Origin of the sequence: Streptomyces sp. NPDC056231 (assembly GCF_048270745.1) — a bacterium.
In the GTDB taxonomy this organism is placed as follows: domain Bacteria; phylum Actinomycetota; class Actinomycetes; order Streptomycetales; family Streptomycetaceae; genus Streptomyces.
Map to the genome: position 1 here is coordinate 1 of NZ_JBLVKW010000120.1, position 15163 is coordinate 15163.

Below are 15163 nucleotides of genomic sequence, written 5' to 3' on the forward strand. Positions count from 1 at the left end.
GTTGCGTTGAGAGGCGCACGGCGGGTTCGGCGAGAGGTCCGGAGAAACGGACCGGGAGCAACCCCGGCACCGCGCTCCGGGCCTACTCAGCGGAGCCGTCGCGGAGCGTTACCTTGATGTTCGCTTGCGAGGGACTGACTCGTGTGGGACGGCGTACGTCTTGTCGCCTTACAGTCAGAATTGACGCCCCCTCAGGTGCTTGTCGGTCGATGCCGCGGTCGGCTGTGGACGGTGATGGTGCTGTTCATGCAGGCCGATACATCGTTCTGGGACTCGCTGGTGTTCGACGGGATCGACGAGGTGGATGTCGAGGCGGCCACGGCCGCGTTCGGCACGGTCGAGGTGATGGCGAGAGGCCGCGCGACCGGGGCTGCATGTCCGGACTGCGGCCGCTTCTCAGACCGAGTCCACGACTGATACCAGCGCGGGCTGAAGGACCTTCCGCTCATTGATCAGGGCTTTGTAATCCGGCTGACGGTCCGGCGCTTCATCTGCGGGTCGGCGGACTGCCGGCGCCGGACGTTCGCCGAGCCGTTCTCGCGGCTGGCCGCCCCGCACGCACGATTCACCACTCGGCTCAACCACGCCCTGGAGCGAGTAGGGCTCGCCCTGGCCGGGCGGGCCGGCGCGGGAAGGATGACCTTGCTACGCAGGGTCATGGCATTGCCCGATCCACGGTTCAGCACGCCGCGCGTGCTGGGCGTGGACGACTTCGCGATCCGCCGCGGCCAGACCTACTCCACCGTCTTGACCAGCGTCGAAGACCATCGCGTGGTCGATGTACTCCCGACGCGTGAAGCCGGGCCGCTGGCCGCCTGGCTGATCCGCCACCCCGGCGTGGAGATCATCTGCCGGGACCGGGCGGGCGCCTACGCCGAGGGCCCGGCGCGGTGCCCCCGACGCTCTGCAGGTCGCAGACCGGTTCCATCTGCGGCAGGGCCTCGGCTGAGCCTTGGAGACCTGCGTCGCCGCCCACCGCGACTGCCTGCGTGGGCCGTCGCCCAGCGGCATGCTGCCAGAGGCCACCCGACCGGTTTCCGGTCGGCCGCGGGACGACTCGGAGCCCGTCGGCCGACGGGCCGAGCGGAAGAAGGCCGCACACGCGCTGGTCCACGAGATGCTTGCCCAAGGCCACTCACGCCGGGCGATCGCCCGGCACCTGGGCTGGGGCCTCAACACCGTGCTCCGGTACGCGGCCGCCGCCCGCTGGCAGGACACCTTCCGCGAGAACCGGCCCCGGCCCAGCAGGCTGGACCCCTACAAGCCTTACCTGGAGCGCCGATTCGCCGAGGGATGCACAAGTGTCACCCGACTGCACAGCGAGCTGGTTGCCGAACACGCCCCCGTCACCTACGCCATGGTCCGCACCCACATCGCCACCTTGCGCGCGGCTCCGTCCGCCGCAACGCCCCGGCCGCCGACGGTGCGGCAGGTGGGCGGCGGGGTCGCGGACGAAGGCGGCGGACAGGTCGCTCACGGCCCCAGAGCGGCGGCCGTAGTCGATCAGAGCTCGGTCCGTAGTTCAACAAAGTGGGGAGCTTCAAAGAACGGCGATGTGGGTGGGCTGCAGAATCTGCCGGCCGCCGCCGTGCAGTTGGTCGGGGACAGCGGCGACAAGGCCCCGAATCTGCCCAATGCAGCGCGTCTACTACGTCGTCACGAGTCGGCTTCGGGGCCAGTCGTATGCCGGGCTGTCTCAGGTGGTGATGGTGAGGATTGCCGAGCCGGTGAGCTGATGCGCCGCGTTCTCGGCGTACAGCCGGAAGTACCGCGTCCGGCCCGCAGCCTGGTGGAACGTGAACGAGCTGCCGGTCAGCAGCGGCCCCGACACCCGGGCGAAGCACGGCCCGTCGGCGGTCGAGGGCCCGCTGCAGGACCCCTCGCGATAGCCGGTCGTCACTGTGTCGGCCGGGTCCTTCGGGTACCAGCTGACCGTCACCTGCTCGGTGACCGCGTCATAGCTGTACGTCAGGCCGGTCGGCGCCGGTGCCGGCGCGGTTTGGGTGATACCGGTCGGCGCTGCCACCGCCGGGACGGTGGTCGCTCCCCCCGCTGCCGCCAGCGCGATGACCACCGCCGCCGCGCGGCAGGCGATCCGTACGCGGTCTCGCATGTCCCCTCCAGGATGTTGATCGATTCGAACTGCGGAAGGGTACGAGCTCGGCCCGCTGCCTGGATGACGGACAGCGAGCGGTGGGATGGCGAACGGCTGAACTGGCCGCGCAGGCTCTGGCGCAGCGTTAGGCCCGCAGGACCCTGCACAGTTGCGCTACGACGATGTCACCGCGGTGTGGAGGCCTTCCGTTCCGCGCTCAAGCAGAACGGGGAGCCGGCCGGGTGGAACTACCGGATGTCCATCGCCAGCCACTGATGACGCTTCCTGAAATTAGCCACCTGGTGCTTTTGGGTTGGCCAAACTTGCTCTGTTGATCTCCCCACCCATTGACCTGTCCCGCTGTCAGTGGTGGCCACTACGGTTCTTTGTGGTCGGCGCGCAATGCCTGTGCACGGCTGCGCAGGCATGAGTGCAGGCCGAGTGGGGACGTGTGTTTTCGCTGGTGGCGGGAAGTGCGGTCGTGCCCGCTGGGGCAGTGAGAGGGCTGGATGTATGGAGTTGGACTACGACCGTCTGGTCGCCTTGCGGAAGCAGAGCGCCGCTTGGCGGCTGCTGAAGGCCGACAACGCCGGGGAGGCGGAGGCGGCGGCCGCCCCGGGTGATCCGGGCGGTGACGTGCAGGAGCCTGTAGCGGAGTTTCTTGGGTTCGGCAGCCGAGAGTTCGCCGTCCAGCAGGAGGACGCGGGTCCAGGCCTGCCGCTGCCGCTCGGGCTCTGCACGCAGCACGGCGAGGACGCGTGTCATGCGGTCCTACCTTGTTCGTGGGTTGGACGGGCCGTCGTAAGGTCCAGAGACCCAGAGACGCCGGGTATGGCTTTCATGCGGTTGCCCTTGATGGTTCTGGCCACCTGGCCGCCCGGCGTCTCACGACGACTCGGCCGCTGATGAGGAGCCGCGAACACCTTCAGGTGGATCGCTGAGTAGGACCACGCCGGCGAGGTCGTCCGGGAGTACAGCGCACCATCGAACGACCGGAGGAACTGGTGGCCCAGATCTGGGCGGGTACGGACATCGGCAAGACCCATCACCACTGCGTGGTCCTGGACGCCGAAGGCAAGCGGCTGCTGTCGCGTCGTGTGCTGAACGACGAGCCGGAACTGCTGGCCCTGCTCGCGGACGTGCTGGCCCTTGGCGAAGACGTGGTCTGGGCGGTCGATGTCGCCGACGGCATGGCCGGACTGTGGATCAGCGTGCTGCTCAATCACGGCCGGCAGCTCGTCCACATACCCGGCCTGGCGGTCAACCGGGCCTCGGCCGGCTACCGGGGCATGGGCAAGACCGACGCCAAGGACGCCACCGTCATCGCCGACCAGGCCAGGATGCGCCGGGACCTGACCGTCCTGCGGCCGGACAGCGAGCACGCCATCGAGCTGCGAGTCCTCACCAGCCGCCGGACCGACCTGACCGCTGACCGGACCCGCCGGATCAACCGCCTGCGCGGCCAACTCACCAGCATCTTTCCGGCCTTGGAGCGGGCACTCGACCTCGGCAACACCGGACCACTGATCTTGCTGACCGGCTACCAGACCCCGGCCGCCCTGCGACGGACCGGCCGCAGCCGCCTGGAGACATGGCTGCGCAACCGCAAGGTCCGCACTCCCGAATCCCTGGCCCAGGCCGCTCTGGAAGCAGCTGAACGCCAGCGCACCGCCGTCCCCGGGGAGAAGATCACCGCACAGGTGATCCACACCCTGGCCAAGGAGGTGATGAGTCTCAACGAGCAGATCACCGAGATCGACAAGCTCATTGCGGCCCGGTTTCGCGACCACGAGCTCGCCGAAGTGATCTCCAGCATGCCCGGCATCGGCCCGCTGTTGGGGGCCGAGTTCCTCGCCGCCACCGCCGGCGACATGAGCCCCTACGGCACCGCCGACCGCCTGGCCAGTCTCGCCGGCGCCGCCCCGGTCCCTCGCGACTCGGGCAACGTCAGCGGCAACCTGCACCGGCCCCGGCGCTACCACCGCGGCCTGCAACGCGTCTTCTACACCACAGCGCTCATCAGCATCCGCAGCTGCGACGACTCGCGCCGCTTCCTACGAACGCAAACGCTCCGAAGGTAAGCGGCACACCCAGGCTGTGCTCGCCCTGGCCCGTCGCCGCGTGAACGTCCTGTGGGCTCTCCTCCGTGACGGACAGTGCTACCAAAGCAACCTCCCCGTCACTCCCGCAGCTTGACAACATCATTAGGAGGTGGCCGATCTGGCCGGCGCCGACATACTCCCAGACCACGGTGGCTGTGGCGCCGTCGGCGACGGCGGACCGGGCGAGAACCAGTCCACATGGATCGGGCCGGCCGCGAGGCTGCCAGTCTGGGCTCTCATACCTACCGGGTGGCAACCTGTTCGGGGGATCAGCGTTGATCGAACCTACCGGAGACGTGAACTGATGTACGCATCCAGGTTGTTGGGACGTAGGTTGTGCGTTGACAGTTCACGCCTCGGTTGAAAGACGGACGGTACCCATGACCGACCACGCCACATCGCCCGGACCGGCGGTGCATCAGAAGATTGATACGTCGGTGCCGCACTCCGCCCGGATCTGGAACTACTGGCTGGGTGGGAAAGACAACTACCCCGTTGACGAGGAAGCCGGCGACGCATACAGCGCCGTCTTCCCCGGCATCGTCACCATCGCCCGCAGCAGCCGTGCCTTCCTGCGCCGCACCATCACGTACCTGGTCACCGAGGAGGGCATCCAGCAGTTCCTGGACGTCGGGACCGGCCTGCCGACCGTGAACAACACCCATGAGGTCGCCCAGCGGCTCGCCCCCGACACCAGGATCGTCTACGTCGACCACGACCCGTTGGTCCTCGCGCACGCCCGCGCCCTGCTCACCTCTACCCCCGAGGGGGCGACCGCTTACGTCGACGCTAACCTGTCCGACCCTGATCGCATCCTGGCGGCCGCCGCCGAGACACTGGACCTCACCCGCCCCACCGCCCTGATTCTCAGCAACATCCTGGGCCACGTCGCCGACTACGACCAGGCACGCGCCACCGTCACACACCTGATGGACGGGCTGCCGTCCGGCAGCTACCTCTCCATCAACGACGGTTCACGGGGCACCGACGCCGACTACGAACAGGCCCAGGACGCGTACAACGAGACCGGCGCCGTACCGTACTTCCTGCGCCCCGTCGACGAAATCACGGCGTTCTTCGACGGTCTGGAGCTTTTGGACCCCGGGATCGTGTCGGTCCCCTTCTGGCGCCCGGACCCCACCTCCCCCGCCCCGGAACCCATCGGCGAGCACGGCGGCCTCGCCCGCAAGCCCTGACACCCTGCCGGACCATGGGGACTTCCCCCAAGGCCGGGTAGTTACTGACTTCGGCTCGTCAGGGTGAACTTTGTCGATGTGCCTGACGGGCCTGGGGTACGGGCTGTATCTCGTGCTGTGTGCGATATGCGGATGGGGGCGGGCTGACCGCTGCGGGGCGGCAGCGTCGGGAGGCCGTACGGCGGCAGGCGGCCGAGTTCTTCGAGCAGAAGATCAAGTCGCTGGAGGTCGCCCGGCGCCTCCGGGTAAGCCGGAAGTCGGCCTACCGGTGGCACCAGTTGTGGCGGGACGGCGGGATCGAGGCCCTGGCCTCGCGCGGGCCGAGCGGATCACGGTGCCGTCTGTCGCTGCTTGGACAAGCTCGCCGCGTATCTGGAGGAGGGGCCGAATGCGCACGGCTGGGTGGAGGACCAGGTGTGGACCGCTGCGCGGGTGGCCACGCTGATCCGCCGGAAGTTCCACGTTTCCTACAGCGTCTCGGCGCCACCGGCTGATGCATCGGCTCGGGTTCTCCCCGCAGGTCCCCGTGCGGTGGGTCGCCGAGCGCGACGAGGAGGCGGTGAAGGTGGGGAAGGAGGCGACCTGGGCGGAGGTAAAAGGGCCCGGGCGGCCTGCGGGGGCTACATCTGCTTCGAGGACGAAGCAGGCTTCACCCGCCGACCGCCCCGAGGCCGGACCTGGGGACGACGCGGACACACCCCGGTCGTGACGGTGAGTGGACGCCGCTCGGGACAGCTGTCGGTGGCCGAGCTGATGGCGATGCGGCCCGGCTCACGGACCCGGCTGTGCCATCGGCTGATCGCCCACCCAGCGGGCAAGGGCAAGCGCCGCAGCATGAGCGAGCGCGACTTCATCGCTCTGCCCACACCGAGCCTGCGCTTGTGGATACGCCCACCCGGCGGGCAGCGGCTGGCCCTTTCAGGCCACCTCTACGCAGTTCGAAGTAGCTCTTCGGCACCGACAACGGCAACCGGATCGGCGGATACTTCGGCATCGCACAGACTCCCTTCAGCAGTCGCAACCACCGATGGAAACCGCGCCGTCTACCCGGTGATCTTCATCGACGTGATCCACGTGAAGATCCGCGATAGCGCGGTGGCGAACCGGCCGATCTACGTGGCCCTGGCCGTCACGGCGGAGGGATGGCGGGACATCCTGGGGCTGTGGGCTGGCGACGGCGGCGAGGGCGCCAAGCACTGGATGCACATCACACGCAGTGCGAGATCACCTCGACCGGGTACCGGTGACCCCTGTACGACGGCGACACGCTCCCCACGGGGGATCCCCCACCATGATCAACCCGAGAATCCTCCCACGCCACCCGCCAACGTGACAGCGCCCTCGGTGGCGATCTCCGTCATGTCGCCTGCCCAGACGAGGTCGGGTTCCTCGGCGGTAAAGTCGCGTTTGACGAAGTCCGGTGCGGCCGGCCGTCTCCCCGGCCTGGTCAGCCCATTGCGGTGCTTGACCACGCGGGCGACCAGGCCGAGTTCGGCCATCAGCCGGGCGACGGTGTCCACCGAGACCCGCCAACCCTTGCGGACCAGCAGGATGAAGATCTTCGATGATCCGTAGATGCCACCGGACTCGATGAAGATCTCCTTGATCTCGTCGGCCAGCCGCTGTCGCCGCAGTTCACGCTCGGTGGGCCGGCGGCCACGCCACTTGTAGAACCATGACTCGCTCACGCCCAGGGCGCGGCACGAGACGGTGTGCGGGATGCCGTGCTCGGTCCTGTTGCCGCTGATCACCCCGGCCACGGCGGCCGGGTCCACCGCAGCTACTTCACCCACAGGACCATGCAGCGATTGAGGACATCGTGCTCCATCCCCAGCTCCTTGACGTCCTCTTCAACGCCGCGTTCTCCGCCGTCAGCCGGGCGATCAGCGCGTCCTTGTTCTCCGGCGCGGCCTTCCCGTCGCGTTTCGCCCGCGAGATCCAGCTCGCCAGGGTCGTCTCGTTGTCCCCAGGTCCTTCGCGCCTTCGGGGACCGGCTTCCCGGTCTCCGTCACGATGCGTACCGCCCCCTCACGAAACTCCGCCGTGAACCTCCGACGCTTTTCCGCCATGACAACCAACATCCCCTGCTGTCACGGACTCCACGCTACGAGGAAAACCTCACCTTCCCGGTGAGCGGGAACCGCCACCTGCGCCGGGGCGCCCCTCCCTGACAGGCTCCGATCCGCTGTGGTTCCACCGCCCGCGCCCCGCCCGGGGGGTCGGGGCAGCAGGGAGGACGTGACAGATCATGAGTGGCGCGCAGACCATCGCCCGGCTCGCGGACTGGGCCGCGGAGCGGTACGGGGATGAGGAGGCCCTCGTCTTCGGCGAGGAGCGCTGGACGTTCGCGGAGCTGCGCGACCGGGTCGACCGGGTCGCGCGCGCGGTGATCGCGCAAGGGGTGCGCCCCGGTGACTCGGTCGCCGTGTGGGCGCCCAACAGCGCACGCTGGGTGGTGGCCGCGCTCGGCGTGGTGGCGGTCGGCGGGGTGCTGGTCCCGGTGAACACCCGCTACAAGGCCGCCGAGGCCGCCGATATCCTGCGCCGCTCCCGTACCCGGCTCCTGTTCACCGAGCACGACTTCCTGGGTACGGACTACCGGGCGCTGCTCGCCGCCTCGGGAGAGGAACTCCCGTTCCTGGAACGGACGGTGACCCTGCACTCCGCGGACTGGCAGGGCTTCCTGTCGGGTGCGGACCGGGTGACCGGGGCGGACCGGCTGGCCCGTACCGCCGCCGTGCGCCCCGCCGACACCGCCGACATCCTCTTCACCTCCGGCACCACCGGCCGCCCCAAGGGCGTGCCCACCACCCACGGCCAGAACCTGCGCGTGTATGACGCCTGGGCCCGTACGGTCACCCTCCGGCGCGGCGACCGCTACCTCCTCGTCAACCCGTTCTTCCACACCTTCGGCTACAAGGCCGGCATCCTCGCCTGTCTGCTGCACGGGGCCACGATCGTCCCGGAGCAGGTATTCGACACCGATGCCGTACTCGGCCGGATACAGGACGAGCGGATCTCCGTCCTGACCGGCGCGCCGACGGTCTTCACCTCCCTCATCCATCATCCCGAGCGCGAGGCGTACGACCTGACCTCGATGCGGATGGCAGTCACAGGCGCGGCGAACATCCCCGCCACGCTCATCGAGCAGATCCGGACGTCCCTCGGCGCCCGGAGCGTCAACACCGCGTACGGGCTGACCGAGTCGACGGGCGTGGTCGCGATCTGCCCGCCGCACGAGTCCCCGGAGACTTTGGCCCGCACGTCCGGAACGGCCCTGGAGGGCACGGAGCTGCGCATCGACGCCCCGCCTGGGGAGCCGGGCGAGATCCTCACCCGCGGCTTCCACGTGATGCACGGCTATCTCGACGACCCCGAGGCCACCGCCCGGGCCATCGACGCAGACGGCTGGCTGCACACCGGGGACGTCGGCGTGCTCGACGAGCGCGGCTTCCTGCGGATCACCGACCGGCTGAAGGACATGTTCGTCGTGGGCGGGTTCAACGTGTACCCGGCGGAGGTGGAGCAGGTCCTCCGCGGCCACCCGGCCGTCCTGGACGCGGCGGTCGTCGGCGCGCCGGACGCACGGCTCGGGGAGGTCGGTGTCGCGTACTGCGTACCGGCGGCCGGGGCTCTGATCGACGCGGCCGAGCTGACCTCCTACGCGCGTGAGCGGCTGGCCAACTTCAAGATCCCGCGCGCCTTCCGCTCCGTACCGGCCCTGCCGCACAACGCGGCGGGCAAGGTCGACAAGAAGGCGCTGCGACAGTCGGCACAGGCGCAGGACGCACAAGCGCAGGCGCAGGACACAACGGCGTGAGGGCGAGCCTCCGCACGACTTCCACCGGATGAGGAGAGTACGAACGTGAACGACAGCAACACCGAGTCCGTCGACGTCGTAGACGTCGTCGTCGTCGGAGCGGGCGTCACCGGTCTGTACGCCGTGCACAAACTGCGCGGTCTCGGCCACAGCGTGCGCGGCTTCGAGCGAGGCGAAGACGTGGGCGGTGTCTGGTACTGGAACCGCTACCCCGGCGCGCGCTGCGACGTGGAGTCCGTGGACTACTCGTACTCCTTCGACGAGGAGCTCCAGCAGGAGTGGGACTGGAGCGAGAAGTACGCCACGCAGCCGGAGATCATCCGCTATCTGCGCCATGTCGCCGACCGCTTCGACCTGCGCCGCAGCTACACCTTCTCCACCTCGGTGACCTCGGCCGAGCTGGACGAGGAGACGCTGCGCTGGACGGTCCGCACGGACGGCGGGGAGGTGGTGTCGGCCCGGTTCTGCGTGTTCGCCGTCGGCTGCCTCTCCAGCACGCACGTGCCGGACATCCCGGGGGCCGGGGAGTTCGCCGGCGCCACGTACCACACCGGCGCCTGGCCCCACGAGGGCGTGGACTTCGGCGGACTGCGCGTCGGCGTCATCGGCACCGGCTCCTCCGGCATCCAGGCCATCCCGCTGATCGCCGAGCAGGCGGCGCACCTGACCGTCTTCCAGCGCAGCGCCAACTTCAGCATCCCGGCGGGCAACGCGCCCCTGGACGACGAGACGCGCCGTCGGCAGAAGGCCGGCTACGCCGAGCGGCGGCGCCTGTCGCGGCTCAGTGGCGGCGGCTCGCCCCATGCGGCGCAGCCGTCGGCGACGTTCGACGTGTCGCCCGAAGAGCGGCGGGCCGCGTTCGAGGAGCGTTGGGAGCTCGGCGGCGTCCTGTACTCCAAGACGTTCCCCGACCAGCTCACCGACCGCGCGGCGAACGACGAGGCGCGCGCGTTCTGGGAGGAGAAGGTCCGCGCCCTCATCGACGACCCGGCCGCCGCCGACCTGCTGGTCCCCACGGACCATCCGATCGGCACCAAGCGGATCGTCACCGACTCGCACTACTACGAGACGTTCAACCGCGACGACGTGCGCCTCGTGAGCCTGCGGGAGAACGCCATCGAACGGATCGAAGCCACCGGAATCGTGCTGGCCGACGGCACCCGGGTAGAGCTGGACGTGATCGTGTTCGCGACCGGTTTCGACGCGATGACCGGCGCGATCGACCGGGTGGACATCCGGGGGCGTGGCGGCCGGAGCCTGAAGGAGGTCTGGAGCGGGGGTCCCCGCACCTATCTGGGTCTGGGCGTCGACGGCTTCCCGAACCTGTTCAACCTCACCGGTGCCGGCAGCCCGTCCGTCATGGCCAACGTCGTGCTGTGCGCCGAGCAGCACGGCGACTGGCTCGGCGACTGCGTGCGCCATCTGGACGAGCACGGCTACCGCGCGATCGAGGCGAGCGAGGAGGCCGTCGAGCAGTGGGTCGCGCAGTGCCGGGACCGGGCGGCGGCCACCCTGTTCCCGGCGGCGAACTCCTGGTACCTGGGGGCCAACATCCCGGGGAAGCCACGGGTCTTCATGCCGTTCATCGGCGGCTTCGGGGTGTACGGGGAGATTATCGAGGACGTCGCGGCCTCGGGGTACAAGGGGTTCGCGCTGATACGGGGCTGAGGCGGCCCGTGACCCGGGAAAGCGCCCCGCCTCTCACCCGATCGGGTGAGAGGCGGGGCGCACGCGCACGCGTACACGTCGGTCAGTGCGCGACAAGGGCCTCGCGCAGGGCGGCGAAGGCGGTCTCGCGGGCCTCGGCCGCCGCTGGCAGGGCGCCCGCCATGGAGAGGAAGCCGTGGAACATCCCGGCGTGGTGGCAGGCTTCCACGGGGACGCCCGCGGCAGCGAGGGCTTCCGCGTACGCCAGGCCGTCGTCCCGCAGGGGGTCGAAGCCGGCGGTGACGACCTGGGCCGACGGGAGCCCGGACAGGGCGCCCGCGAGCGGGGCCGCGTAGGGGCTGGTGCGGTCGGCGGGGGAAGACAGATAGCCGTCCCAGTACCAGCGCAGGTGGTCGGCGGTGAGGAAGTAGCCCTGGGCGTTCTCCCGGTGCGAGGGGCGGGAGCGGGTGGGGTCGAGCATCGGGTAGTAGAGCGCCTGGCAGACGATCTCGGGGCCGCCACGGTCGCGGGAGAGCAGGGTGAGGACCGTGGCGAGGTTGGCGCCCGCGCTGTCCCCTGCGACGGCGATCCGGCGGCCCGGGAACGTCGCCGCCGCCCACAGCAGGGCCGTATAGGCGTCCTCGGGGGCGGCAGGGAAGGGATGCTCGGGGGCGCGGCGATAGTCGACGGAGACGACGATCGCTTCCGTCGCGCGGGCGAGGTCGCGGCAGAAGCCGTCGTGACTGTCGAGGTCGCAGAGGACGAAGCCGCCCCCGTGACAGAACACGATCACGGGGGCGGTCTCGTGGACAGCCGGGTCGTAGACGCGGACGGGCACGCCGTCGGCGTCCTCGTCCGCGACGCGGGCGACAGGGGGCGGGGGGACGGACGGCCGGGGGCGGGCGGCGAAGAAGGCTCGTACCTCGGCGATGTCCGTCATCTCCGTCGCCAGCGGGGGAAAGCCGGCGGTGGCCAGGTCGATGACGGCCTGGACCTCGGGGTCGGGTCGGTTCACGCGTCCGTTCCTTTCGGGGTGAAGACCGGCACGCGGCCCGCCGACGCGCCGCCGTCCACGGCGAGTTCGGCGCCGGACAGGTACGAGGAGTCGTCGGAGGCGAGGAAGGCGACGAGGTGGGCGACCTCCTCGGGCTCCCCCACGCGTCCGAGCGGTGTGCCGGGATGCTCCTTGGTGTCCAGGTGGGCGGTCATCGCCGTGGCGATGGCTCCGGGATGGACGGAGTTGACCCGAATGCCGTCCGCGCCGAGCTCCAGCGCGGCGGTTCTGGTCAGTCCGCGCAGCCCCCATTTCGCGGCGCCGTACGCGCCGTGCCCCCAGATGCCCTGGAGGCCGGCCTGTGAGGAGATGTTGACGATGGACCCGCCGCCGCTCGCCCTCATCGCCCCGGCGACAGCACGGACACCGAGGAAGGGGCCGATCAGGTTGACGCGGAGGATCGCCTCCAAGCGGGCCGGGTCCTCCTCGGTGATGAGCGAGGTGGAGTAGATCGCGGCGTTGTTGACGAGGACGTCGAGCCGGCCGAACGCGTCGAGGGCGGCGGCGACGGCGGACGCCCAGGACTGCTCGTCGGTCACGTCGTGGCGTACGAATCGGGCGGCGGCGCCGAGGGAGGCGGCCGTCGCCTCTCCCTCCGCCTCCAGGACGTCGGTGAGGACGACCTTCGCCCCGAGGGCGGCGAACAGGCGGGCCTCGGCCTCGCCCATGCCGCGTGCCGCGCCGGTGACCAGCGCGACCTTTCCTGTCAGATCGACGGGCATCAGCGGTTCTCCTCGATCGGTCGGAGCGTCGGGCCCGTCGTCCAGCCGCCGTCGACGGCCAGTTCGGCGCCGGTGACGTACGAGGCGGCGTCCGAGAGCAGGAAGGCGACCGCCTGCGCGATCTCCTGGGGCTCACCGACCCGGCCCATCGGTGTGTTGGGGTACTTCCCCTCACCCCGCTCGATGCCCACGTGGGCGGTCATCGGGGTGTGGATCATGCCGGGGTGTACGGAGTTGACGCGGATCCGGTCGGCTCCGAGTTCCACCGCGCCAAGCTTGGTGAGCCCGCGCACGCCCCACTTGGCCGCGCCGTAGCCGGCGGTCCTGGCCAGGCCCATGAGTCCGGCCGCGGAGGAGATGTTGACGATGGAGCCGCCGCCGTTCTCCCTCATCGCGGGGATCACGGCCCGCATGCCGAGGAACACGCCGGTGAGATCGATGTCGAGGACCAGCCGGAACACCTCGGCCGTCTGTTCCTCCAGCCGGTGGGAACCGCCGGAGATGCCCGCGTTGTTGACGAGGCCGTCCACCCGCCCGAACGTGGCGACCACGGAGTCGACGACCTCGCGCCAATCGTCCTCGGAGGTGACGTCGTGGCGGAGGAACCGGGCGTGGCCGCCGAGCCGCTCCGCCGCGGCCCGCCCCTCCTCCTCCCGTACGTCGGTGAGGACGACCCGGGCGCCGGACTCGACGGCCACCCGGGCGGCCTCGGCGCCGATCCCCCGTGCCGCACCGGTGATGATCACCGTCCTGCCCCGCAGATCCGTCATCGGGCTGCTCACCGCGCCTCGGCGGAGCGCTTACGGTCGATGTCGTCGACCGCGAGCCAACTGAAGGTCATGGCGGGGCCGATGGTCGCGCCGGGTCCCGGGTAGGTCTCCCCCATGACGGCGGCCGAGACGTTGCCGGAGGCGTACAGGCCGTCGATGGCCGTGCCGTCCTCCCGCAGCACGCGGGCCGTCGCGTCGGTGACCAGGCCGCCCTTGGTACCGATGTCGCCCGGGTGGACGGGGATCGCGTAGTACGGGCCCTTCTCCAGCGGCGCCAGGTTGGGGTTGGGTAGCGTCGGGTCGCCGTAATAGCGGTCGTAGACGCTGTCGCCGCGGTGGAAGTCCTCGTCACGGCCGGCGCGGGCGAAGCCGTTGAAGCGGTCCACGGTGGCGCGCAGCCGCTCCGGGGCGGTGCCGATGCGTACCGCCAACTCCTCGACGGTCGCGGCCTTCTTCACAAGTCCGCCCTCTACCCACGGCTTGGGGAACGCCTGGCCCGGGAAGAGGCCCATGAAGATGTAGCGGGCCTTGGAGGTGGCGTCGAGGATCAGCCAGGACGGCACGGTGCTCGCCCCGGGCTTGTCGTTCGCGTACATGGCGTCGACGAACTCGTGGTACGGAGCGGCCTCGTTGACGTAGCGCTCCCCCGCCTGGTTGACGATCACCATGCCGGGGATGCCGCGGTCGGCGACGAGGAAGAACGGTTTCCCGTCGGGCGGCACCACCGACGGCGCGCCCCAGACCCGGTCCATGAGGTCGGTCGCGGCGCCGAGGGCCACGGCCGGCTCCAGGGCGTCGCCGGTCTGTCCCTCGGCCGCGGAGCTCCACTCGGTGGAGGTGGGCGCCGGCAGGTACTTCTCGCGGAGCCGCTGGTCGTGGGAGAAGCCTCCGGAGGCGAGGACGACGCCGCCGTTGGCCCGGACGGTGACCTCCCGGCCGTCCCTGGTGATCCGGACGCCGGTGACCCGGCCGTCCTCCTCGACGAGTCCGGTCAACGGGGCGGACAGCCACAGTTCGGCACCGAGGGTGTCGAGCGAGTGCCGCATGCGGGCGATCAGCGCCTCGCCGAGGGAGAGCAGCTCCTGGCCGGAGAGCCGGGCCCTGACCGCCTGGGCGCCAACCTTGACGGCGGTGCGGCGGCCGGCCCAGGTGCGTCCCACCATGTTCAGCTGCCGGAAGTCCTTGGAGGTGATGGTGAGGCCGTACGTGGGGAGCCCGGCGCGGCGCATGGTGGCGCGCTGCTCGGGGCCGAGCTTCCTGAAGTCGAAGATCTGCGGTTCGACGGAGCGGCCCTGCGGGTAGCCGCCGAGCCGCTCGGGGTAGTAGTCGGAGTAGCCGGGGGTGTAGACGAACCTCACGTCCGTGCGGTCGTGGAACTCCTGTACCATCCGCGGTCCGTGGGCGACGTAGGCCTCCTTGCGCTCGGCGGTGACCCGGTCGCCGACCGTGGCGTCCAGGTAGGCACGGGCCTTCTCGGGGGTGTCGCCGAGCCCGGCCTCGTCCAGGTGGAAGTTGTCCGGGACCCAGATCGCGCCGCCGGACAGGGCGGTCGAGCCGCCGTAGACGTCGGTCTTCTCCACCACCAGAGCGGTCATTCCGCGCAGCCGGGCGGTGATGGCCGCGGCCATGCCGGCGGCGCCGGAGCCGACGACCACCACGTCGTACGTGTGGTCCCACGTGTCGTTCATCGCGTTCTCCCTGATCGTGTCAGACAGGCCCTGGGTGGGTCGGCGGCCGGGGCGGGCCGTCCTCCGCCC

At 70.2% G+C, this 15163-nt stretch carries 14 protein-coding genes and 2 pseudogenes; 9 read left to right on the forward strand and 7 right to left on the reverse strand.

Annotated elements, in window-relative coordinates; genetic code table 11:
* Positions 1 to 246 precede the first annotated feature (246 nt).
* A complete protein-coding gene (locus ACNPQM_RS40900; RefSeq protein ID WP_418087950.1) occupies positions 247 to 417 on the forward strand; it encodes a hypothetical protein in 171 nt (56 codons plus the stop codon).
* Between the two features lie 240 nt (positions 418 to 657).
* Positions 658 to 1521 carry a transposase gene (locus ACNPQM_RS40905; RefSeq protein ID WP_418087951.1) on the forward strand — a complete coding sequence of 288 codons (864 nt, stop codon included), beginning with the start codon at positions 658 to 660 and terminating at the stop codon, positions 1519 to 1521.
* A 175-nt stretch (positions 1522 to 1696) separates the two neighbouring features.
* Here ACNPQM_RS40905 and ACNPQM_RS40910 read toward each other — a convergent pair whose 3' ends face one another.
* Entirely contained in the window at positions 1697 to 2113 is a 417-nt protein-coding gene (locus ACNPQM_RS40910; RefSeq protein WP_418087952.1) for a hypothetical protein, read from the reverse strand.
* A gap of 986 nt (positions 2114 to 3099) precedes the next feature.
* Here ACNPQM_RS40910 and ACNPQM_RS40915 point away from each other — a divergent pair.
* From ACNPQM_RS40915 to ACNPQM_RS40935, 5 genes and pseudogenes are all read left to right on the forward strand, one after another.
* A pseudogene (locus tag ACNPQM_RS40915) lies at positions 3100 to 4291 on the forward strand (IS110 family transposase).
* A gap of 286 nt (positions 4292 to 4577) precedes the next feature.
* Positions 4578 to 5393: an SAM-dependent methyltransferase gene (locus tag ACNPQM_RS40920; protein ID WP_418087953.1), complete on the forward strand. Its 816-nt coding sequence runs from the start codon at positions 4578 to 4580 to the stop codon at positions 5391 to 5393.
* 119 nt (positions 5394 to 5512) lie between these two features.
* On the forward strand, positions 5513 to 5887 hold the full coding sequence (locus tag ACNPQM_RS40925; RefSeq protein ID WP_418087954.1) for a helix-turn-helix domain-containing protein: 375 nt from the start codon (positions 5513 to 5515) through the stop codon (positions 5885 to 5887).
* The gene (locus ACNPQM_RS40930; protein WP_418087955.1) at positions 5887 to 6102 is read left to right on the forward strand and encodes a winged helix-turn-helix domain-containing protein; all 216 of its coding nucleotides are present in this window, start codon (positions 5887 to 5889) and stop codon (positions 6100 to 6102) included. Before ACNPQM_RS40925 ends, ACNPQM_RS40930 begins: the two co-directional genes overlap by 1 nt.
* A 332-nt stretch (positions 6103 to 6434) precedes the next feature.
* Positions 6435 to 6602: pseudogene (locus ACNPQM_RS40935) on the forward strand (transposase); the annotation flags it as partial.
* An 86-nt stretch (positions 6603 to 6688) separates the two neighbouring features.
* Here the strand turns inward: ACNPQM_RS40935 and ACNPQM_RS40940 are convergent.
* Together ACNPQM_RS40940 and ACNPQM_RS40945 are read right to left on the reverse strand one after the other, a co-directional pair.
* Positions 6689 to 7186, reverse strand: a complete 498-nt coding sequence (locus ACNPQM_RS40940; RefSeq protein ID WP_418087956.1) for an IS3 family transposase — start codon at positions 7184 to 7186, stop codon at positions 6689 to 6691.
* A 90-nt stretch (positions 7187 to 7276) separates the two neighbouring features.
* Complete coding sequence (locus ACNPQM_RS40945) at positions 7277 to 7474, reverse strand: transposase (RefSeq protein ID WP_418087957.1); 198 nt, start codon at positions 7472 to 7474, stop codon at positions 7277 to 7279.
* A 167-nt stretch (positions 7475 to 7641) separates the two neighbouring features.
* Here ACNPQM_RS40945 and ACNPQM_RS40950 point away from each other — a divergent pair, with 167 nt between their 5' ends.
* Both ACNPQM_RS40950 and ACNPQM_RS40955 read left to right on the forward strand, forming a co-directional pair.
* The gene (locus ACNPQM_RS40950; RefSeq protein WP_418087958.1) at positions 7642 to 9213 is read left to right on the forward strand and encodes a FadD3 family acyl-CoA ligase; all 1572 of its coding nucleotides are present in this window, start codon (positions 7642 to 7644) and stop codon (positions 9211 to 9213) included.
* Positions 9214 to 9258: 45 nt separating this feature from the next.
* Positions 9259 to 10881, forward strand: a complete 1623-nt coding sequence (locus ACNPQM_RS40955) for a flavin-containing monooxygenase (protein WP_418087959.1) — start codon at positions 9259 to 9261, stop codon at positions 10879 to 10881.
* An 82-nt stretch (positions 10882 to 10963) separates the two neighbouring features.
* Here the strand turns inward: ACNPQM_RS40955 and ACNPQM_RS40960 are convergent, their stop codons facing one another.
* From ACNPQM_RS40960 to ACNPQM_RS40975, 4 genes are all read right to left on the reverse strand, one after another.
* The gene (locus ACNPQM_RS40960; RefSeq protein ID WP_418087960.1) at positions 10964 to 11875 is read right to left on the reverse strand and encodes an alpha/beta hydrolase; all 912 of its coding nucleotides are present in this window, start codon (positions 11873 to 11875) and stop codon (positions 10964 to 10966) included.
* Positions 11872 to 12636, reverse strand: coding sequence for a glucose 1-dehydrogenase (locus ACNPQM_RS40965; RefSeq protein ID WP_358860465.1), 765 nt, complete (start codon positions 12634 to 12636; stop codon positions 11872 to 11874). Before ACNPQM_RS40965 ends, ACNPQM_RS40960 begins: the two co-directional genes overlap by 4 nt.
* Positions 12636 to 13406 carry a glucose 1-dehydrogenase gene (locus tag ACNPQM_RS40970; RefSeq protein ID WP_418087961.1) on the reverse strand — a complete coding sequence of 257 codons (771 nt, stop codon included), beginning with the start codon at positions 13404 to 13406 and terminating at the stop codon, positions 12636 to 12638. Before ACNPQM_RS40970 ends, ACNPQM_RS40965 begins: the two co-directional genes overlap by 1 nt.
* A gap of 8 nt (positions 13407 to 13414) precedes the next feature.
* Positions 13415 to 15163: FAD-dependent oxidoreductase (locus ACNPQM_RS40975; protein WP_418087962.1), on the reverse strand; the 1749-nt coding region annotated here is incomplete at its 5' end.